The organism is Bacillus sp. FSL K6-1284 (assembly GCF_038002625.1).
GTDB lineage: Bacteria > Bacillota > Bacilli > Bacillales > Bacillaceae > Bacillus > Bacillus paralicheniformis.
On the sequence record NZ_JBBOCW010000001.1, the window covers coordinates 1,989,244 to 2,008,262 of the forward strand.

The following is a 19,019-nucleotide window of genomic DNA, read 5'->3' on the forward strand; positions in this document are numbered from 1 at the left end:
GAGCTGAAGGATCATGCGCCGATTTTCTCAATCGGAATGGTGAATAGATCCGTGAAGCGGATAATTCTTGACTGATCGATCTAAAAAGTGTATTCTTCAAATAAAGGAGGTGATAAAGGCTTGGGAAGAAGCAAAGAATTCGATACCGCCCTCGTCCTTCATAAAGCAATGGAGGTTTTCGGCCAATTCGGCTATGAAGGCGCATCGATGCAAGAGCTGCTCAGCCGCCTGGGAATTGCCAGGCAAAGTCTGTACAATACATTCGGCACGAAACGGGATCTGTTTATTGCCGCTCTTACAAGATATCTTGATGATAAAAATGCTCAAGTAATCGCCAGGCTTGAAAGCCCCGGCTCAGTGAAGCAATCGGTTCGGCAGATCTTTCAGGAAAGCTTAAACGCTCTGAAAGACCCCGAGCGCTCAAAGGCATGCTATATCATCAACAGTGCAATTGAACAAATTCCCCGTGATCAAGAGGTTGCCGAATACTTTGATAAGCAGACAAAGCAACTGGAAACCGCCTTTTACAAAGCGCTTGTCCGGGCCGAGTCACAGGGGGAACTAAAGAAGGGAGATCAAGATCTTTCAGCAGTTGCCCGTTTTTTAAATCAAACCCGGCTGTCGCTCACGTTTCAGGCGAAGTTAACGGGGGACTTTGACGCCCTTCAGGATTTGATCGATGTCAGCCTGTCTGTTCTTGATTAAAGAATTTTTTTCGTCAAGGGAAGATGGGCTGCCGCTCGTTTTTATCACTATTTTAGACCAAGTGGTCAAAAAAAGAATGGGGGAAAGAAAATGGCGCATACGATAACCGATGTGATGGAACAATTTTTGCAGTCGATGCTCGAAAAGGATATGGAAAAGTGGATACAGCTTTGGGATCAAGACGCGGTGTTTGAGCATCCATATGCACCGCCAGGTTTTCCTAAAAAACTAGAAGGAAAGTCGGCGATTTACGAATATATAAAGGATTTTCCCGAAAAGATCGATATTGTCCGCTTCACAGCGCCCACTATTCATCAAATGGCAAATACGGGCTATGCAGCTGTCGAATTTGAATGTGAAGGCACGGTGTGCGAGACGGGGCTTCCTTATAACCAACAGTACATCAGCCTTGTAAACATGAAAGAGGGCAAAATTGTCCACTACAAAGATTATTGGAATCCTCTGACTGTCATCGAATCGTTCGGGGGACGGCTGCAGACTTTTTAATGACGTAACAAGGAGTGATAAAAGTGGAGAAAAAAATATTGATTACCGGCGGAACCGGCACGACTGGAAGCCGAATCGCCAAACGGCTTGTACGTTCGGGGGCCGGTGTCCGGATCGCAAGCCGGAGAATGCCTGCAATGGCCGGAACGGAACATGTGTATTTTGACTGGAATGATCAAAAAACTTACAGAGACGCATTAAAAAACACGAACTCATTGTATTTGGTTGCGCCTGTCGGTGTATTCGAACCGTCGCCGCTCGTTGTGCCGTTTTTGGAAATGGCAGCGGCATCCGGCGTCCGCCGCATTGTTCTGCTCAGCGCTGCCATTATTGATGAAGACGGACCCGTATTCGGGAAGCTTCATCACGCGGTAAGGCGATATGTTCCTGAATGGACGGTGCTAAAGCCTTCATATTTCATGCAGAATTTTGACCATCAGCATGGCGCTTCGATTCGGAAGAAAAATGAAATCGTCACGGCGTCAGGCAGCGGCAAAGTCGGGTTTATAGATGCAGACGATATTGCTGAAGTGGCTGTGCGCGCATTGCTTGATCAAAAGCCGCATAATACGAGCCATATCTTGACCGGGCCGGAAGCCTTGAGTTATGCTGAAGCCGCGGCAATCATCGGCAGAGCGGCAGGCCGCGACGTCAGGCATGTCAATGTCGAAGTGTCCGCTTTGAGGGAAAGGTATATAAAAGCAGGATTATCTCCCGATTATGCCGGATTCATGTCGGAACTAGACGAGAAAATCAAGAATGGCAAAGAAAACCGCATCACAGATACAGTAGAACGCATCACGGGAAAAAAACCGCGTTCACTGGCTGATTTCGCCAATGAACACGCCGGACGCTGGCGTCTGCTTTAACTCGTTCCTGAGACTGAACGGTCTTTTCTCATTATTTTTGACCGTTCAGTCTAATTAGTAGAATGTTTCGTTGATTTCCCATGACTCAACTGTACAGTAGGCCAAGTGAGGGTCCATACCCATGCCCATTAAATAAGCCATTGCCGCTACTTCTTCCATGGCGTGGTGATAGGAAGTGGTTTGCGCTTCATTTAAACCGTAATGAACAAAAGGCGCAACTGTGCACAACGTCTTATGTTTCAAGTGCGGAAACAACGGACATTTGATGTGGTGCACGGCTGCTTCGGCGTGCTGATACGGGGGGATATGCATATGCTGTTCGGGAGCCGGTGTCTGCTGTAAATGTTCTACATTCTCCATTTCTTTTCGTCCTTTCTTGCGCGGATTTTCGTTGTATTCTATGTTCCGCTCATGCCCCGTGTGTTAGACGGCTGTCACGGTTTACCGGTTTTTTAGGCAAATCAACAGACAGAAAGGTCAAATACCGGTAGACTTTAAGCAGGATAAAAAAAGGAGGTATTTTTTATGGCTAAACATCATTTTTACCTTCAGGCAGACTGGCCTGGAAAACGTAACGACATCGGAAGGATTGAAAGCGGGAATTTAAAAACAGAAATTTCAATTCCAAAGGAAATGGACGGTCCGGGGGCAGGGACAAACCCTGACGAAATGCTGCTCGGCGCCGCTGCGACTTGCTATATCATCACGCTTGCAGCCATGATGGAAAGAAGCGGATTGGAAAAAGAGAGCCTGACGATGGAATCCGAGGCTGTTGTCGATGTGACAGGCGGGGTGTTTACGTACGAAAAAATCATTCACAGACCTCTGATCCGCCTTCCGAAAGAAGCGGCGGAAAAAGAGGTCCAACTTGCCGAAAGACTGGCTGAAAAGGCGGAGATATCCTGTATGATATCAAGGGCGGTTCAGGGCAATGTCGCCATTGAATTAGACCCGAAGATTGTCGTCTCCAAAGCGGATTAGATTTCGATCGTGAGCTGAGCTTTTTGGTCTGCGGCGTCAGCATGCTTTGAATTGAGCAAAAAGACGCCGCAGATGATCAATACAAGCCCAATAAGAGTTTTGAGATTGAATGGCTCCTGAAATATAAAATACCCGATCGCAGCTGTCAAAGCCGTTCCGGTGCCGGCCCAAGTCGCATAAGCCGCAGATAAAGGCAGTGTTTTTAATGAAAAGCTCAGAAACGTAAAAGAAGCCGCAAAACCGATCATGACACCGGCCGCGGGCAGGGGGGCGCTAAAGCCTTCTGACAGCTTCAGCATCGTGCTTCCGAATACTTCGGACAAAATGGCAGCCGCCAAAAAGATCATGCCTTTCATGACATTCTCCTCCTTATGACAGATTGATCAGGACAACGCCTGACACGAGACAAATAATGCCGGCGATATTTCGCCGGTTCAGCTTTTCTTGAAACCACAAGACGCCGATGATTGCAGTCAGTACGGTGCCCGCTCCGCTCCAAGTCGCATAGGAGAGGCTTAGCGGGATGACCTGCAATGTGAGCGACATCATGTAAAATGCGAGACCGTAGCCGATCACTACGAGAACCGACGGCCGCCAGCGCGCGAACCCGTCAGATATTTTCAGCATGGCGGCTGCCGCCGCTTCTGACAAGATGGCGATCATTAGAAAAATGTAGCCTGCAATCATATGAAATCCTCCTCTATCAATGTTATTCCATGATTCAAAAGGAGAGCTTTCTCTTCGTCAGCCAGCAGTTCCAATTGAAACAAAAGACTTTGACCATTTGCCAGCGCTCTTTTCACACAACTCACGCTGCGGTTTAAGACATGCTGCCGCAGCAAGGGCGCTTGTACAAAGTTAGTTTTCATTCGAATATCAAAAAACGCAGCCCATAAACGATCTTAAAGTGTTAAAGGTGTATTCCGCAATCGTCATGAGGCCGCTTCAAAGATTTCTTCTTTTTTAGACATAAAAAAAACCCGTATTACTAACCGGTTGGTAAAATCCATCTTAATTGATGCAAAAGTTCTAAGTCAAGAAAAAAGTTATGTAAAAAGGCCCCTGGAAGAGCCTTTATCTGTCAGAAAAAAGGATAGTAAGGATACGGCGGATACGGATATCCCCAAGGGCCGAGAAGCGCTCCGGCAGTAAGTCCGCCCAAAAAACCTCCGAAGAAGGGGCCCGGACCGAAAAACGGACGCGGGCCGAAAAACGGGCGCCCAAAAGGTCCGCCAAAGAAAGGTCTGCCGATGATGCGCTGGTTGTCGTCGCCGTATACAGGAGCATGCTCGAAATGATTCATAAAAAAATCCCTCCAATAATAAAATGAAACCTGACTAACATCACTGTATTCTGCCCAGCCGTTTTTGCTTGGGCGCCCGTCGTATTTTTTAGTGAAGCCGCCCTTAAAAAGGAGTGAATGAAATATGACGCTGTATCAGTCGGATTGGTCAAAAGCGCCTCCCCATGCCCACGCCTACAGGGCGAGAACATCGACTGCCAATGGCCATTACCACCTAATTGAAGGCTTTTCCCAGCCGGCAAACGGGAGCAATACAGATGGGCACGTTCATTTTTATTCCGGCATCACTTCTTTCGATAAGGGACATTATCACAGGTATTACGCGATTACGGGGCCCGCGATTCCGCGGGCGGACGGCACGCATTATCATGAAATCGGGGGCGCGACCTATCTGGCATATTCTGCGGCTCCCCCGATCAGATTTGGCGGAGTCGTGTATGTAAGCGATGGAATAAAGGAGAGGCACCGGCATACTTTTAAAGGTTCCACAAGAGAAATCGTGGGGAATGAGCCGATAGGGTGGTGAGGGAATGTTTGGAAAGCAATGAAAACGGGTAAAATGAAATGGGTGTTTTTGAACGTGAAATGGTATAATGGGAGGAGCTTGTTTAAAGAGAGTGATCAGCAGTGAATAAAACGAAACCGCCGGTCATCGTTTTGATCGGACCGACCGCTGTCGGTAAAACAAAATTAAGCGTGATGCTGGCCGAGCATTTGAATGCGGAAATTATCAGCGGAGATTCGATGCAGATTTACAAAAGAATGGATATCGGCACAGCAAAAATTAAAGAAGAAGAAATGAACGGGGTTCCGCATCACTTGATCGATATTAAAGAACCGACGGAATCTTTCTCGGTTGCTGAATATCAGGAGATCGTCAGACAAAAAATCGCAGAGATTGGCAGGCGAGGGAAGCTTCCGATGATTGTGGGGGGGACAGGGCTCTATATCCAGTCTGTCCTTTACGACTATTCATTCACAGAGGAAGCGGGCGACCCTGAGTTCCGAGCGGAGATGGAGGCGCTCTCTGACAAGAGAGGAGCCGAATATGTTCACTGTCTATTGAAAGAGCGCGATCCCGAAGCGGCAAAAGCCATTCATCCAAACAATAAACGAAGGGTCATCAGGGCGCTTGAAATTTTCCATACGACAGGAAAAACGATGTCTGAACATATGGAAGGACAGCGGAAAGAGCTTTTATACACCACGGCTCTCATCGGTTTGACGATGGAGCGGGAAGTGCTGTATGACAGGATCAACAGCCGCGTAGACCAGATGATGGATGAGGGGCTGCTGAATGAAGTGAAACAGCTTTATGATGAAAACATAAGAAATTGCCAGTCTGTTCAGGCCATCGGGTACAAAGAGCTTTATGCGTACCTTGAAGGCAGAGCGTCCTTGGAAGAGGCGGTTGAGACGTTGAAGCGGAATTCGAGACGCTACGCCAAAAGACAGCTGACATGGTTCAGAAATCAAATGGATGTCGCCTGGTATGACATGACGCCCCCTGTCAATATCGAGCAGAAAAAACAGGAAATTTTCACTTACATAGCAGGAAAGCTCGAACTTTAATCGAAACAGTATGGTATAGAGAAACAAGGAGGACCAGAAACATGAAATCGATAAATATTCAAGATCAGTTTTTGAATCAGATTCGGAAAGAAAGTACATTTGTCACGGTCTTTTTACTGAATGGATTTCAGCTGCGCGGACAAGTAAAAGGATTTGACAACTTTACAGTGTTGATTGAATCGGAAGGAAAGCAGCAGCTTATATACAAACATGCCATTTCCACATTTGCACCGCAAAAAAACGTTCAACTCGAACTCGAATAGCGATTTACGGCTAAAAGACCATGCCTGGCATGGTCTTTTCAGATTGCCTGACAAAATCCTGAAACAGTTTACTGTTTTGGGATTTTGTCGTTTTCGAGGCGACTTTACAATCAACTGCGGCCGTTGCCGGTCCGAGCAGGAGTCTGGGAATAAAAGGAACGGCGGCCAATTGCCGGACATCCTGTCTAAAACGCCGCCGTCATCACGTCCTGTGAAAGACCGAGGCATTCAAATTTACAAAGCGGCATCTAATCGCTAAACTAAGTAGTGTTTACATCAATTCAGTTTGAAAATGAAAAGGAATGAGCGAACAATGAAACCTAAGATCGTCATCAACCATTGGGAAGAGACGTGTGAAGATGATTCCTGCTATGAATACGGCACAAGTATTCTCGTCAACGGAAAAGAACTTGTCAGGGAAGCGTCGATCATGACGGCTGTTCAGTCGGTTCTTAAGGAACTCGGCATCGAAGCCGATATTAAAGAGGTATGCGAGAACAAGTGCTGTGACACTTACAAAAAATAAGCGAAAAAGTCTAGTCTACTAACTCAATTTTTTTCGTGTTATGATAGATTTCGGTTTGTGAGTAGGATGAGCGAACGGCTCTCATTCTACTCATATTTCTTTGGCCTTAGGCCTCCTAAGCTGAAGCAAATTGTGAACTTTCATCAACCTGAGCACAATATATTGTGTTTTCTTGAATGATAGTATACTATATATTGTGTAAGGTTCGAGTTGAAAGACTCGGAAACAATTTTACTAGGTCGTGATAATGATGATTCAGATCGTATTTGATTCAAAAACGGGAAACGTTCAGCGCTTTGTGGATAAGACGCCTTTTCGCAATAAACGGAAAGTCAGCACAGAGGAGTATCTAGACGAACCGTTTGTTTTGATCACGTACACGACAGGGTTTGGGGAAGTTCCGAAAACGACTGAGATGTTTCTTGAGAAAAACGCCCATCTTCTTTTGGGAGTTGCGGCAAGCGGAAACAGAGTGTGGGGAGACAATTTTGCGAAAAGCGCAGAAAAAATCTCGAAGCAGTATCAGGTTCCGATTCTCGGCAAATTTGAGCTCAGCGGGACGGCCAAAGACGTTGAACTGTTTACTCAGGAGGTAGAAAGAATTGTCACAAAATCAAGTGCCAAAATGGATCCAGTTAAACAATGAGATCATGATCCAAAAAGACGGGAAATTCCAGTTTGATAAAGATAAAGAAGCTGTACATAGTTATTTTGTAGACTATATCAACCAAAATACGGTATTTTTCCATGATCTGAAAGAGAAAATCGATTACTTAATCAAGAATGACTACTATGAAGAAGAGTTTTTAAGCCGCTACACGTTCGAAGAAATCAAGGAAGTGTTCAAAGAGGCTTACGCTAAAAAATTCAGATTCCCGTCCTTTATGAGCGCTTTTAAGTTTTACAATGACTATGCGCTGAAGACAAACGACAAGAAAAAAATTCTTGAACGCTATGAAGACAGAATCTCTATCGTAGCTTTATTTTTTGCAAACGGGGATAAGGAGAAGGCGAAGGAATTCGTCAGAATGATGATCAACCAGGAGTATCAGCCAAGCACGCCGACGTTCTTAAATGCCGGCCGCAAGCGCCGCGGAGAGCTGGTCAGCTGCTTCCTCTTGGAAGTCAATGATTCCTTGAACGACATCTCGAGAGCGATTGATATTTCAATGCAGCTGTCAAAGCTAGGCGGAGGCGTATCGTTGAACCTTTCAAAACTGCGTGCGAAAGGCGAAGCGATCAAAGACGTCGAAAACGCGACAAAAGGCGTCGTCGGCGTGATGAAGCTTCTTGACAACGCATTCCGTTACGCTGATCAGATGGGACAAAGACAAGGCTCAGGGGCTGCATACTTAAACATTTTCCACCGCGACATCAACGATTTCCTCGATACGAAGAAGATTTCGGCTGATGAGGATGTCCGGGTGAAAACATTGTCCATCGGAGTCGTCATTCCAGATAAATTCATCGAGCTTGCAAGAGAGGATAAAGCGGCATACGTATTCTATCCGCACACCGTTTATAAAGCGTACGGCGAGCACCTCGATGAAATGGACATGAACGAGATGTACGACCGGCTTGTGGAAGATCCGCGCGTCAAAAAAGAAAAAATCCACCCGCGCAAGATGCTCGAAAAGCTTGCGATGTTAAGATCGGAATCAGGATATCCGTACATTATGTTCCAGGACAATGTCAACAACGCGCATGCGAACAATCATATTTCCAAGGTTAAATTTTCCAACCTTTGCTCAGAGGTTCTTCAGGCTTCACAGGTTTCTTCATACACAGACTACGGTCAAGAAGATGAGATCGGCCTTGACATCTCCTGCAACCTTGGTTCATTGAACATATTGAACGTCATGAAAAACAAATCGCTTGAGCAGACGGTTAAGCTTGCAACCGATTCGCTGACGCACGTTTCTGAAACGACGAACATTACGAACGCACCGGCGGTCAAAAAAGCGAACAAAGCGATGAAATCCATCGGCCTTGGAGCGATGAACCTGCACGGATTCCTGGCACAGAACAATATCGCCTACGAAAGTGAGGAAGCGAGGGACTTCGCGAACACTTTCTTTATGATGATGAACTTTTACTCGATTGAACGGTCTGCCGAAATCGCCAAAGAAAAAGGTGAGACGTACCATAACTACGAAGGTTCGGCTTACGCAACGGGTGAATACTTCGAAAAGTATGTTACACAAGATTTCTCGCCTAAATTCGAAAAAGTGGCCAAGCTTTTTGAAGGCATGCACATCCCGACAAAAGAAGACTGGGAACAGCTGAAACAGTTTGTCAAAGAACACGGATTGTATCACAGCTACAGACTGTGCATCGCACCGACCGGGTCCATTTCATATGTACAGTCAAGCACGGCATCAGTCATGCCGATCATGGAGCGGATTGAAGAAAGAACCTACGGCAACTCCAAGACGTACTATCCGATGCCTGGACTTGCGCCGAGCAACTGGTTCTACTATAAAGAAGCGTATGATATGGACATGTTCAGAGTTGTCGACATGATCTCGACGATTCAGCAGCACGTTGACCAAGGCATAAGCTTTACATTGTTCCTGAAAGATACAATGACGACACGCGATCTGAACCGGATCGATCTTTATGCCCACCATAAAGGAATCAAAACACTTTACTATGCAAGAACGAAGGATACAGGGCAAGAAGGCTGCCTTTCTTGTGTCGTTTGATTAAAGGAGAGTATGCGAAAGTGACGAAAATTTATGATGCAGCAAACTGGTCAAAGCATGAAGATGATTTTACCCAAATGTTTTACAACCAAAATGTGAAGCAATTTTGGCTTCCGGAAGAGATTGCGCTTAATGGAGACCTTCTGACATGGAAGTACTTGGGTAAAAATGAACAGGACACATACATGAAGGTGCTCGCGGGGCTGACGCTTCTCGATACAGAGCAGGGGAACACGGGAATGCCCCTTGTCGCTGAGCATGTGGAAGGGCATCAGCGCAAAGCGGTGCTGAACTTCATGGCGATGATGGAAAACGCGGTTCACGCCAAGTCCTATTCAAACATTTTCATGACGCTTGCCCCGACAGAGACGATCAACGAAGTCTTTGAATGGGTTAAACAAAACAAATATTTGCAGAAAAAAGCTCAGGTCATTGTCGGACTCTATGAGAAAATCCGCCAGGGCGATAAAATTTCGCTGTTTAAAGCGATGGTCGCATCTGTTTATTTAGAAAGCTTCCTGTTCTACAGCGGCTTCTACTACCCGCTTTATTTTTACGGACAGGGCAAGCTGATGCAAAGCGGCGAAATCATCAACCTGATCTTGCGGGACGAAGCGATTCACGGCGTCTATGTCGGCCTGCTCGCTCAGGAGATTTACAATCAGCAGACACCTGAGAAAAAAGAAGAGCTGTACGCGTTTGCCATTGATCTATTGAAAGAGCTTTATGAAAATGAGCTTGAATATACAGAAGATCTGTACGACCAGGTCGGCCTTTCACACGACGTGAAGAAGTTCATCCGCTATAATGCCAACAAAGCGCTGATGAACCTTGGCTTTGAAGCTTATTTTGAAGAAGAAGAGATCAATCCGATCGTGTTGAACGGGTTGAATACGAAAACGAAGTCACACGACTTCTTCTCAATGAAAGGAAACGGCTACAAAAAAGCAACAGTTGAACCGATAAGAGACGACGATTTTTACTTTGACGATAAGTAAGCCGGCCGGGCTAAAAGGGCGCATCCGCGCCCAAGCCCCGCCTTTCAGTTATAGATACACGGCAAAATGAGAGCAGAACGAATCTGCTCTTTTCACTTTGAGGAGGAAACGGATACAATGGGAAAAATGGATGAAATCATTCTCGTGGTCCCGCGGGAAAACGTATTTGCAAATGAAACGCTGACCTTCCAAGGCGTCAACAGCGACGGTGAGAAGGTTGGGAAGATCATGGCGCATATTGAACAGCACTTCAGTGAAATGAGAAGGGGAGACGCCGAAGAAGATCCTGCGTTTAAACAGCCGATCCCTTATGTTGTCATCAAAAGAGACGACGAAATATTTGTATACGAGCGGCTCGAAGGCGGAGGGGAAGCGCGGCTTCACAACAAGCTGTCACTCGGCTTCGGCGGCCACATGAACTTTGCCGAAGGGCTTGATTTTTCCGGTATTCTGAAGTTAAACACAGACCGTGAACTTGATGAAGAGCTTCTGATTGAGGAATCAGATAAAGAAAAAATGGTGACGCTCGGACTGATTAATGATGATGAAAACAGCGTCGGAAAAGTACATATCGGAATCCTTTCAGCGCTTGAGTTAAAACCGGGCGCACACGTTGAAGTTAAAGAAAAGGAGCAGATTGCCGGCCGGTGGATGAAAGCCAGTGATCTGAAAGATAAAAGCATCTATAACAGACTTGAATCTTGGTCACAGTTTGTCGTTGATATCTTAGTTTAAATTGGAAAACTCGCTGATTCAGCGAGTTTTCTTTTCGTATTGGACCGGTTTCCATTGAAAAAGTGAGCCCTGCTTTTCGATTAACCCGAAACCAGGGTAGGGGAAATGACACCCGTGGAGCAGGACCTGTCCGTTATAAGCCTGCCGGGCCAGCAGTCTTCTTGTCTTTTCTCCCTCTTTAGGGTCATGCTTAAGCGAAACCCGCAGCTTTGGATTGGAAATGCTTTCGGGAATGTGAAATACGTCATTGATGATCTGACAGACCCCGTCTTTTGTCTGTAATTCAATAGTCAAGTGTCCAGGTGTATGTCCAGGCGTATGGATCAGCTTCAGTCCGGGAAGCAGTTCGGTATCTTCTGTCAGCAGCTTCAGAAGCTGCCGGACAGTGGAGAGAATGCGAAACTGTTCAGAGGCAGGCGTTTGTTTTGCGTACAGCCATTCTGCTTCACTGATCAGATGAACAGCGTTTGGAAAAGCGGGTTTCCCGTTATTCAGAAGACCTCCCGTATGATCTAAATGACTGTGTGACAAAATGACATAGTCTATGGAGTCAGGCTTAATTCCCGCCTGTGTCAGGTGATGAATCAAGTGCCCGCTTTCTTGTCCGCCTGTTTCGCCAAATCCCGTATCAATCAGTATCCGTTTTTCGTTCGTTTCCAGGCAAATAAAGTTCAGCGCTACTTCAAATTCTTCAGGATAATGTTCTGCTTCATGGGGGTCTCCTCCCGCCAAAAAGAAATCCCTTGAAACTCGAAATGCTCCATCAGATAAAATTGTCATGTGAAAAGAATCGAGTTGAATGCGGTCTGGCTCCTTCATAATAAACCCTTCCCCCTTTGCGTTTGGATCTGTCTCTTTATTAGAAGAGGCAGTTTCATTGTGTCTTTTCATTTGCGGTGAGCTTCTTGATCGGTTATTATTAAATCGTAATAATTACGATTTAATGACGGAAGTATAACTAAATCCGTTTGTTCTTTCAACCAAAATAAACTGTTTAAAAGGGAAGGAGCATCATTTCATGCCGAAACTGGAAGAGCTGTATCGGTCCGTCATTATGGATCATGCAAGATACAGGCGAAATTTTCGAAAAATCGATAAACACGGCGTGTATTACGTCCATTACAAAAATCCAACATGCGGTGATGTGATGACTTTGTTTATCGACATTAAAAATGAAAAGATCGAAGACGCAGCTTTTATCGGAGATGGGTGCAGCATCAGCATGGCTTCCTCATCAATCATGACTGAACTGATAAAAGGAAAGACGTTAAAAGAAGCCGGGTTAATGCGTGAAGCGATGGAAAATATGATCAGAAAAGGAGAAGAGACGGAAGAGGATCTGCTGGGAGATGCCGTTTCCCTGATTGGCGTCCATCCGTTGCGGGCCCGTCATAACTGTGCCCTGATGCCTTGGCAGGCGCTCGATCGGATCAAGGAGAACGTTTATTAAATGAACATCACATCTAAAGCACTCCGTTTCTAAGGCAGCCAGGCAAAGAATATCGGAAGATTCAAGGGAAAAAAGGGGCAGTGACGAAAGAGGTATGGAAAACGAAACGAATGTAAAGCAGGAAGCGATGGCGCAGCTTAAACGGAAAGGCATTCGAATGACGCCGCAGCGGCTGGCCATCTACCATTATTTTTTAGCCAACAGGAACCACCCTACAATAGCTGAAATTCAACAATCATTGAGGGAGATATATCCTGCCGTCAGTACAGCGACGATATACAACACCATCCGCTATTTTAAACAAGAGGGCCTTATAAAAGAAATGGGGTTTACCGATCCGCTTCGTTTTGATCTGGCTCTAGAGGAACATGATCATGTCATATGCGAAGTATGCGGGAAAATCGTCGATTTTCATTGTCCGCAACTGGAGAAAGTAAAAGACATTGCGGCACGGCTGACCGGATTTAAAGTGACACATCACCGATTGGAACTGTACGGCATCTGCAAAGATTGCCAGGCGAAAAGAAAATACGCCGCTAAAGAGAAAGGGGTTAGATAAAAAATTTGGTTGTGCATAAAACCAAAATCCGATATATTGGTTTTATGATGAAAAATAACATTAAACGAATCAAACGAATTTCGCTTCGGGAAGAAGTGTATCAAACGCTGAAGCGCACCATCGTACATTTGGAACTAAAGCCGGGGGAGCGCTTGCATGATCAGGAGCTTGCAGAGCAGTTTGGCATCAGCCGCACACCTGTCAGGGAGGCGCTCAAACGCCTGGAAGATGAAGGACTTGTTGAAACTGTTCCGGGTTCAGCAACACGTGTAGCACCGTTAAATCGCGAGGAAGCTGAACATGCTTTTACAGTCACTGCAGCACTGCATGCGCTGGCTGTCAAGCTGTCGTTTCCTTTTTTAACGGATTCAGACCTTGATCAACTGGAGGCGCATAATCAAACGTTGCAGCAAGCGATTCAAAAAGAAGACATTATCGAAGCAATCGAATCGGATGCTGCTTTTCATGAGGTGTTTTTACAAGCATCAAAAAACCCGGAAATTACCCGGGCATTGGAGAGAATTTCTTCAAAAATTTACCGCCTTGAGATGTCGCAGTTTTCCTCGATCGGCAGCTTGAAATCTGTCGAACAGCATCAGAACATCATCGATGCCTGCAGACAGGGGGATCGGAATGCGGCCATCAAGCTTGCCGAGGAAAACTGGCTCAGTCTCGGAGACCGATTGGCCGGACATCAGGAAAAGGAGTGAGGGGATTGTGAGGCCGATTATACTGGGCGTTTTTGCAGCCTTCTTTTTTGCTTTTACATTCGTTTTAAACAGGGCGATGGAGCTTGAAGGGGGAAGCTGGATCTGGAGCGCATCGCTAAGATTTATCTTTATGGCGCCTCTTTTATTTGTCATTGTTTGGCTGAGGGGGAACGTAAAAGAACTTTTTCAGGAAATCAAAAAAGCACCGGGCATTTGGCTGAGATGGAGCATCGTCGGCTTCGGCCTCTTTTATGCGCCGCTCTGTTTTGCGGCGGCTTACGGGCCGGGCTGGCTGATTGCAGGAACATGGCAAATCACGATTATTTCCGGCTCCCTTTTGGCGCCGCTTTTTTACGAAACCATCCAAACAAAAACAGGTCCCGTACAGATGAGGGGCAAAATTCCCTATAAAGGGCTGGCGATGTCGTTGATCATTTTAATCGGGGTGGCGCTGATGCAGGCTGAGCATGCGGCACAGCTTTCTTTGCATGAGATGCTGCTGTGCGTCGTGCCGGTTATGTTGGCTTCATTTGCATATCCGCTTGGGAACAGAAAAATGATGGAAGCATGCGCCGGGCGCCTTGATGCTTATCAGCGGGTATTGGGGATGACGTTGGCAAGCCTTCCGTTTTGGCTGATCCTCTCACTGTACGGGCTGGCATCGGCGGGTGCGCCCAGCCGGGGACAAGTCATTCAGTCAGGTTTGGTGGCTGTCTTTTCCGGAATATGCGCAACTGTGCTGTTCTTTGCCGCAACCGATCTTGTAAAAGGGGATATGCGAAAATTAGGGGCTGTCGAGGCCACACAATCGTTTGAAGTGCTGTTTGCTGCCGCTGGTGAAATTTTGCTTCTTTCAAGTCCGCTTCCTGGTGCCATCTCATGGAGCGGCATGGCACTTGTGATTATCGGAATGGTGTTGAACAGCCATGCATCGAATCAAACGCAAAAGCCGGCGATTCAAAGTAAAGCTGCAAAAGCATAAAAAAAGCCTGCGATCTATACGAGACAGATCGCGGGCTTTTCTTGATGATTGTCCCTATTCCTGGTAAATGAAAGCGTCAAATCCGGCGTTTTTGGCTTGCTGAACGAGCGCTTCGGCATTTTCTTTGGAAGAAAAAGCGCCAATTTGCACTTTGTAAAGGCTGTCCCTGTAAATCACAAGGGCATCAAACCCTTTCGCTTCCGCTTGAGCGGCAAGCGAATCGGCATTGGCTTTGGTCCTGAAAGCGCCGATCTGCACTTTATAGAGAGCTGCTGCGTTTTTGGAAAGGTTAAATGCCCTTGCGAGTCCGTTGGCGTGGCCTCTGGCAATGGATTGAATAAACGCGGAAGACTTCAGTTTCTCGGCGTCGTTTGTATTGTCTACAAAGCCATTTTCCGTAAGGAGTGCGGGCATGGCTGTTTCTCTAAGAACATGAAAATTGGCCGTTTTCTTGCCGCGATCCCTGAAATCGACAACTTTTAAAATCTCTTCATGCATGATATCCCGATAGGTGGTGGTAGGTGCGCCGACGCCGGGATAAATGTAATCCTCGAAACCTGTCCCGCCCCCGGCATTCATGTGAATCGATAGAAAGTAGTCCGCTCCCCAGCTGTTCGCGGCGTTCGTGCGTTGCGTCAGACTGACGGTTTGGTCGCTTGTCCTGCTCAACAGGACTGAAACATTTTGATATTCATTCAGCAGCATGTTTCTTAAAGCCAAGGCGGTTTGCAATGTTAACTGTTTTTCTTGCAAACCATTAGCTGAAGCACCTGTATCAGTCCCGCCATGGCCGGGATCGATAAAAATTTTTACCACAAGACATCACCTCAATAGACAGTCTATGAACAGATGGACATGAAGGGTTGTACGAACGTCATAAGATTACGGAATTTTGTAAATATTCAACTTATTATAGAGCGTCACATTCTCTTCAGGCAAGAGGTTGCATTTTTAATGTTTTTATCATATAATTCAATTACGCTGCATTGTACGTAATGATAATTAAGTTTTAACCTTTAAGCTGTAATAGGGAGTTTTATATCGGAACCGGAATGTCATGCCTTCCTCGAAAGGACGACAGGAACGTTTCTGCAGACACCCACTTTGAGGAGTGTGGTTTAAAACTTTCTTACTTGCATACGGCAATTGCAGCACTTCACTTAAGTCATTTGAATAAAATGGCTTTTTTTATTTGCTTAAAATTGGTTTACTGTAAATGTTTTATGTAAACTAAATTGCTGTAAATAAAGGGCGGTGTTCGCCCTTTTATTCATTTTAAAGGTAGAAGGTGCAAAAATGACTGGCATCAAAAATGCTGAATGATGATAATTCCCGTGATCATCAGGACAATTCCCAGCATGCGCTGCACATTTAAGCGGTGTTTGGGGGTTCCGAACCAGCCAAAATGATCGATGATGAGGGCGATGATCATTTGGCCGCTTAAAGCCAAAACAACAGTAAGTGACGCTCCGACAATCGGCAAAAGCAAAATATTGGATGTGATAAAGATGACGCCAAGTATTCCGCCAGTCCAGAGCCACCAAGGGCTGCCCGTGATAAAGGTTTTTGCTGTATGTAAATTGTTTAAATGAAATAACCGCCGATGTTCAATGATCGACGTAAGAAAGAGAAGAATGACCATTCCAACCAAAAACGAAATAAGTGAAGCGATAAAAGGTGATTGGAGAGCATTTCTCAGCTCTGAATTAATAGATGTTTGAATCGGTGATGCCATTCCGGCAAAAAGCCCGAGCATCATGTAAAGAAAAACGTTCATAGTGTTGTTTTTCATCGGTGATGAACTCCCTTGCTATTAATATTTTTTGATAATGAAAACCCCGGAGATGATGAACAAAATGCCGATGATTCTAGGAAAGTTTAATTCATGAACGGGAATATGAAACCATCCGAAGTGATCGATGGCCAGAGCCATCACCATCTGCCCAAGCAAAGTGACGACAACTGTCAGTGCTGATCCAAGACGCGGAAGCAACAAAATATTTGAAGTTAAATAAAAAACGCCTAAACATCCGCCTCCAATGAGGATCCACAAGGGGATGGAAGGGAGAAGTCCGATGATAGACAAAAAATGGCGCTCTGTCACTAAGGCGACAATGACCAGGATAAGCGTACCGGCAAAAAAAGATATGGCCGCCGCCCCGTAAGGAGACCCGATCTTCATGCCTAGCCGTGAATTAATTGAGGTTTGAACAGGAATGGCCATTCCGGCCAAAATCCCGGCTATAAGTATTAAAATGATCATATTTTTAAAAACTCCTTTTTGCGGTAATTGGAACGATTATTTAAAAGCTGAAAGTCTTGCTGTTTTTGAGGGACACTTTGTATTTTGGCGAAAAGGAGTTCATGATGCAAGTGCTGATTGATGAAAAGAATTCAAAATTTGCAGCTTTGTATCTATATCATGTTTTTCTTTTTTGAAAATCATGTTTCAAGAAGATTTTGAGATTCAATAAGGTGATGTAGCGATAAAAAAACCAAAGAGGACTCCGGCTGAGTTCTCTTTGGTTTTTGTAAGTCCGGTTCCTCGTGTTCAAAGCCGTAAAATCTCTCCATAAAAAGTAAGTTGGAATCCCGGCAAAATTCAGCTCATCCAAATCGTACAAGCAAATTTTCATGAAAGAAGAATTGTTAAACTGAAAAAAGTCCTATAAACTACAAGTAATATTTTGTTAGGGGGTGGGAACGTGTTCAACGAAAGAGAGGCGCTCCGATTAAGACTGGAACAACTGAACAATGCCGAGATACAAGCCATACGCGAACTCCAAAATGAGCGGAAAGACATTTATTCCAGGCTGCGGGAATTAGATTGTCAAAAAGTTTCATCATCACATCATAAAAAAACGTTATTAGAATTAGTCGATGAAACTGTAAATCTCTTGAAAAAATAAACCGAAAGCCGTTTGATCCAGTGGCCGTGAGGGGGATGAAAGAATGAAATAGAGGTTTTGCTTTGCTCATATTTTGTAATTGCGCGAAAAATGGAAAGGTTAGCAACTTGACTAGGAAAAGAACATTGTATAAGATTATTCTTACAAATCCAATAGGAATAACGGCCCTAAAACTGACTGACTTGTCAATCGAGATTCCGGGTAAGGAGGAAAACACTTGGGAAATACGGATACAAGAGAGGAATTGCTACATATCGCGCTTGAGATTTTTGCTACGAAAGGATATCACGCGACTAAAATTTCAGACATCGTAAAACAGGCTGGCGTTGCACAGGGAACTTTTTACTGGCACTTCAAAAGCAAAGAAGAAATTGTCAAGGAAATCATAGACAAGGGGAAAGAAAACCTTCTTGCAGCCATTCATCAAGGCTACAGGCAGACGTTTGCTCTTACAGATGATATGATCCAATCCACGACAGCCCTTATGAAAAGAATTTTTACGTTTGCACAGGAGAACCGAAACTTAATGACGTTTTTATTAGTCAAGGGACAAGGCGCCGATCCGGAAATCAGGGAGGCAATCGAAGAGGCGCTGATCAGTGTTGAACAAGCATTTAAAAAGAACATCCAAAGGGCTACAGAGCTTGGCATGCTAAATTCCTCCCATAATACTGATCTGCAGGCCACCATGTTAACAAGTCTTGTGTTGGGCACACTATCAAAATGGCTGTTTGGACCAAAGCATGATCTGAATTATGTCCCTAAGTTTTCAGTTGATGAAATGACTGAAGAATTGGTTCATTTTGAATTTTTCGGGCTGATAGGCCAAAGGAGGAATTAAATTTGTCTATTATTCAAAAAACAAATGGAGAGTTTGGGATTTTTCATGAAGCCGGTATGCAGGCCAAGGGGTCTTTCACTCCGAATTCAGACGGCCTTTCGCCGATTGAGCTGTTGGAAGCTTCATTAGGAATGTGTATCACCATTTCTTTGCTAAGGATGTTTGAAAGGGACGGCATAGAAGTGCAGGAGGATGAATTTTCAGTTTCTGTTTCCGCTGCTAAAGCGCCCGATGGCCCGTCCCGTGTTGAAAAATGTACGGTTAGCGTCAAATTGCCCGAGCATCTTCCGACTGACTATAAAAAGAAATTAATCACCTCTGCTGAAAGGGCATGTACAATCGGCAATACGTTAAAACGAGGGGTAACGATTGATACGAATATGGTGTAACAACCTACATGATGA

At 45.2% G+C, this 19,019-nt stretch carries 26 protein-coding genes, 1 other RNA gene and 1 pseudogene; 20 read left to right on the forward strand and 8 right to left on the reverse strand.

Annotated elements, in window-relative coordinates; all coding sequences use genetic code 11:
* Positions 1-120 precede the first annotated feature (120 nt).
* The 3 genes from MHB72_RS10310 to MHB72_RS10320 all read left to right on the forward strand — a co-directional run bounded on the left by MHB72_RS10310 (position 121) and on the right by MHB72_RS10320 (position 2,081).
* Positions 121-705, forward strand: a complete 585-nt coding sequence (locus MHB72_RS10310) for a TetR/AcrR family transcriptional regulator (protein WP_080131388.1) — start codon at positions 121-123, stop codon at positions 703-705.
* 90 nt (positions 706-795) lie between these two features.
* Positions 796-1,212: a nuclear transport factor 2 family protein gene (locus MHB72_RS10315; RefSeq protein ID WP_020451491.1), complete on the forward strand. Its 417-nt coding sequence runs from the start codon at positions 796-798 to the stop codon at positions 1,210-1,212.
* Between the two features lie 17 nt (positions 1,213-1,229).
* Positions 1,230-2,081 carry an NmrA family NAD(P)-binding protein gene (locus tag MHB72_RS10320; RefSeq protein ID WP_188016680.1) on the forward strand — a complete coding sequence of 284 codons (852 nt, stop codon included), beginning with the start codon at positions 1,230-1,232 and terminating at the stop codon, positions 2,079-2,081.
* A 54-nt stretch (positions 2,082-2,135) separates the two neighbouring features.
* On the opposite strand, the gene MHB72_RS10325 is transcribed toward MHB72_RS10320, so the two are convergent.
* Positions 2,136-2,441 (reverse strand): hypothetical protein, encoded by a 306-nt coding sequence (locus tag MHB72_RS10325; RefSeq protein ID WP_079289120.1) that lies wholly within the window; start codon positions 2,439-2,441, stop codon positions 2,136-2,138.
* Positions 2,442-2,606: 165 nt separating this feature from the next.
* On the opposite strand from MHB72_RS10325, the gene MHB72_RS10330 reads away from it, so the two are divergent.
* Positions 2,607-3,062, forward strand: coding sequence for an OsmC family protein (locus tag MHB72_RS10330; RefSeq protein ID WP_216920619.1), 456 nt, complete (start codon positions 2,607-2,609; stop codon positions 3,060-3,062).
* Here the strand turns inward: MHB72_RS10330 and erbB are convergent.
* The 3 genes from erbB to MHB72_RS10345 form a co-directional block, all read right to left on the reverse strand.
* Complete coding sequence (erbB, locus tag MHB72_RS10335; protein WP_023857656.1) at positions 3,059-3,418, reverse strand: SMR family multidrug efflux transporter EbrB; 360 nt, start codon at positions 3,416-3,418, stop codon at positions 3,059-3,061. The genes MHB72_RS10330 and erbB overlap by 4 nt on opposite strands.
* A 13-nt stretch (positions 3,419-3,431) precedes the next feature.
* A complete protein-coding gene (gene erbA / locus MHB72_RS10340) occupies positions 3,432-3,749 on the reverse strand; it encodes an SMR family multidrug efflux transporter EbrA (RefSeq protein ID WP_023857655.1) in 318 nt (105 codons plus the stop codon).
* Between the two features lie 394 nt (positions 3,750-4,143).
* On the reverse strand, positions 4,144-4,365 hold the full coding sequence (locus MHB72_RS10345; RefSeq protein WP_020451497.1) for a hypothetical protein: 222 nt from the start codon (positions 4,363-4,365) through the stop codon (positions 4,144-4,146).
* A gap of 124 nt (positions 4,366-4,489) precedes the next feature.
* On the opposite strand from MHB72_RS10345, the gene MHB72_RS10350 reads away from it, so the two are divergent.
* The 8 genes from MHB72_RS10350 to MHB72_RS10385 all read left to right on the forward strand — a co-directional run bounded on the left by MHB72_RS10350 (position 4,490) and on the right by MHB72_RS10385 (position 11,164).
* Positions 4,490-4,891: a YmaF family protein gene (locus MHB72_RS10350; protein WP_216920621.1), complete on the forward strand. Its 402-nt coding sequence runs from the start codon at positions 4,490-4,492 to the stop codon at positions 4,889-4,891.
* A 101-nt stretch (positions 4,892-4,992) separates the two neighbouring features.
* Positions 4,993-5,937 (forward strand): tRNA (adenosine(37)-N6)-dimethylallyltransferase MiaA, encoded by a 945-nt coding sequence (gene miaA, locus MHB72_RS10355; RefSeq protein WP_216920623.1) that lies wholly within the window; start codon positions 4,993-4,995, stop codon positions 5,935-5,937.
* Positions 5,938-5,978: 41 nt separating this feature from the next.
* Positions 5,979-6,200: an RNA chaperone Hfq gene (hfq, locus tag MHB72_RS10360; protein WP_020451500.1), complete on the forward strand. Its 222-nt coding sequence runs from the start codon at positions 5,979-5,981 to the stop codon at positions 6,198-6,200.
* A gap of 313 nt (positions 6,201-6,513) precedes the next feature.
* Complete coding sequence (locus MHB72_RS10365) at positions 6,514-6,726, forward strand: hypothetical protein (protein ID WP_020451502.1); 213 nt, start codon at positions 6,514-6,516, stop codon at positions 6,724-6,726.
* Between the two features lie 250 nt (positions 6,727-6,976).
* Positions 6,977-7,372 (forward strand): class Ib ribonucleoside-diphosphate reductase assembly flavoprotein NrdI, encoded by a 396-nt coding sequence (gene nrdI / locus MHB72_RS10370; protein ID WP_020451503.1) that lies wholly within the window; start codon positions 6,977-6,979, stop codon positions 7,370-7,372.
* Positions 7,329-9,431: a class 1b ribonucleoside-diphosphate reductase subunit alpha gene (nrdE, locus tag MHB72_RS10375; RefSeq protein ID WP_020451504.1), complete on the forward strand. Its 2,103-nt coding sequence runs from the start codon at positions 7,329-7,331 to the stop codon at positions 9,429-9,431. Before nrdI ends, nrdE begins: the two co-directional genes overlap by 44 nt.
* 20 nt (positions 9,432-9,451) lie before the next feature.
* Entirely contained in the window at positions 9,452-10,429 is a 978-nt protein-coding gene (gene nrdF, locus MHB72_RS10380; RefSeq protein ID WP_020451505.1) for a class 1b ribonucleoside-diphosphate reductase subunit beta, read from the forward strand.
* A 117-nt stretch (positions 10,430-10,546) separates the two neighbouring features.
* A complete protein-coding gene (locus tag MHB72_RS10385) occupies positions 10,547-11,164 on the forward strand; it encodes a hypothetical protein (protein ID WP_216920625.1) in 618 nt (205 codons plus the stop codon).
* Positions 11,165-11,182: 18 nt separating this feature from the next.
* Here MHB72_RS10385 and MHB72_RS10390 read toward each other — a convergent pair whose 3' ends face one another.
* Entirely contained in the window at positions 11,183-12,055 is an 873-nt protein-coding gene (locus tag MHB72_RS10390; protein ID WP_254122137.1) for an MBL fold metallo-hydrolase, read from the reverse strand.
* Positions 12,056-12,182: 127 nt separating this feature from the next.
* Between MHB72_RS10390 and sufU the strand changes: the two genes are divergently transcribed.
* The 4 genes from sufU (at position 12,183) to MHB72_RS10410 (ending at position 14,865) form a co-directional block, all read left to right on the forward strand.
* Positions 12,183-12,614, forward strand: a complete 432-nt coding sequence (gene sufU, locus MHB72_RS10395) for a Fe-S cluster assembly sulfur transfer protein SufU (protein WP_216920627.1) — start codon at positions 12,183-12,185, stop codon at positions 12,612-12,614.
* Between the two features lie 94 nt (positions 12,615-12,708).
* On the forward strand, positions 12,709-13,173 hold the full coding sequence (locus MHB72_RS10400) for a Fur family transcriptional regulator (RefSeq protein ID WP_026579698.1): 465 nt from the start codon (positions 12,709-12,711) through the stop codon (positions 13,171-13,173).
* 44 nt (positions 13,174-13,217) lie between these two features.
* On the forward strand, positions 13,218-13,883 hold the full coding sequence (locus MHB72_RS10405) for a GntR family transcriptional regulator (RefSeq protein WP_026579697.1): 666 nt from the start codon (positions 13,218-13,220) through the stop codon (positions 13,881-13,883).
* A gap of 7 nt (positions 13,884-13,890) precedes the next feature.
* Complete coding sequence (locus MHB72_RS10410; protein ID WP_020451510.1) at positions 13,891-14,865, forward strand: DMT family transporter; 975 nt, start codon at positions 13,891-13,893, stop codon at positions 14,863-14,865.
* A gap of 54 nt (positions 14,866-14,919) precedes the next feature.
* Here the strand turns inward: MHB72_RS10410 and MHB72_RS10415 are convergent, their stop codons facing one another.
* Positions 14,920-15,681 (reverse strand): N-acetylmuramoyl-L-alanine amidase, encoded by a 762-nt coding sequence (locus tag MHB72_RS10415; protein WP_079289117.1) that lies wholly within the window; start codon positions 15,679-15,681, stop codon positions 14,920-14,922.
* 159 nt (positions 15,682-15,840) lie between these two features.
* Here MHB72_RS10415 and ssrS point away from each other — a divergent pair.
* A non-coding RNA gene (gene ssrS / locus MHB72_RS10420) (6S RNA) lies at positions 15,841-16,024 on the forward strand.
* 147 nt (positions 16,025-16,171) lie between these two features.
* Here ssrS and MHB72_RS10425 read toward each other — a convergent pair.
* On the reverse strand, positions 16,172-16,657 hold the full coding sequence (locus tag MHB72_RS10425) for a DMT family transporter (RefSeq protein WP_020451514.1): 486 nt from the start codon (positions 16,655-16,657) through the stop codon (positions 16,172-16,174).
* 21 nt (positions 16,658-16,678) lie between these two features.
* Complete coding sequence (locus MHB72_RS10430; protein WP_023857645.1) at positions 16,679-17,128, reverse strand: DMT family transporter; 450 nt, start codon at positions 17,126-17,128, stop codon at positions 16,679-16,681.
* A gap of 442 nt (positions 17,129-17,570) precedes the next feature.
* Here MHB72_RS10430 and MHB72_RS22900 point away from each other — a divergent pair.
* The 3 genes and pseudogenes from MHB72_RS22900 to MHB72_RS10445 form a co-directional block, all read left to right on the forward strand.
* Positions 17,571-17,693: pseudogene (locus MHB72_RS22900) on the forward strand (hypothetical protein); the annotation flags it as partial.
* Between the two features lie 298 nt (positions 17,694-17,991).
* Entirely contained in the window at positions 17,992-18,615 is a 624-nt protein-coding gene (locus MHB72_RS10440) for a TetR/AcrR family transcriptional regulator (protein ID WP_048350646.1), read from the forward strand.
* Positions 18,616-18,617: 2 nt separating this feature from the next.
* Entirely contained in the window at positions 18,618-19,004 is a 387-nt protein-coding gene (locus MHB72_RS10445; RefSeq protein WP_216920630.1) for an OsmC family protein, read from the forward strand.
* Positions 19,005-19,019 lie beyond the last annotated feature (15 nt).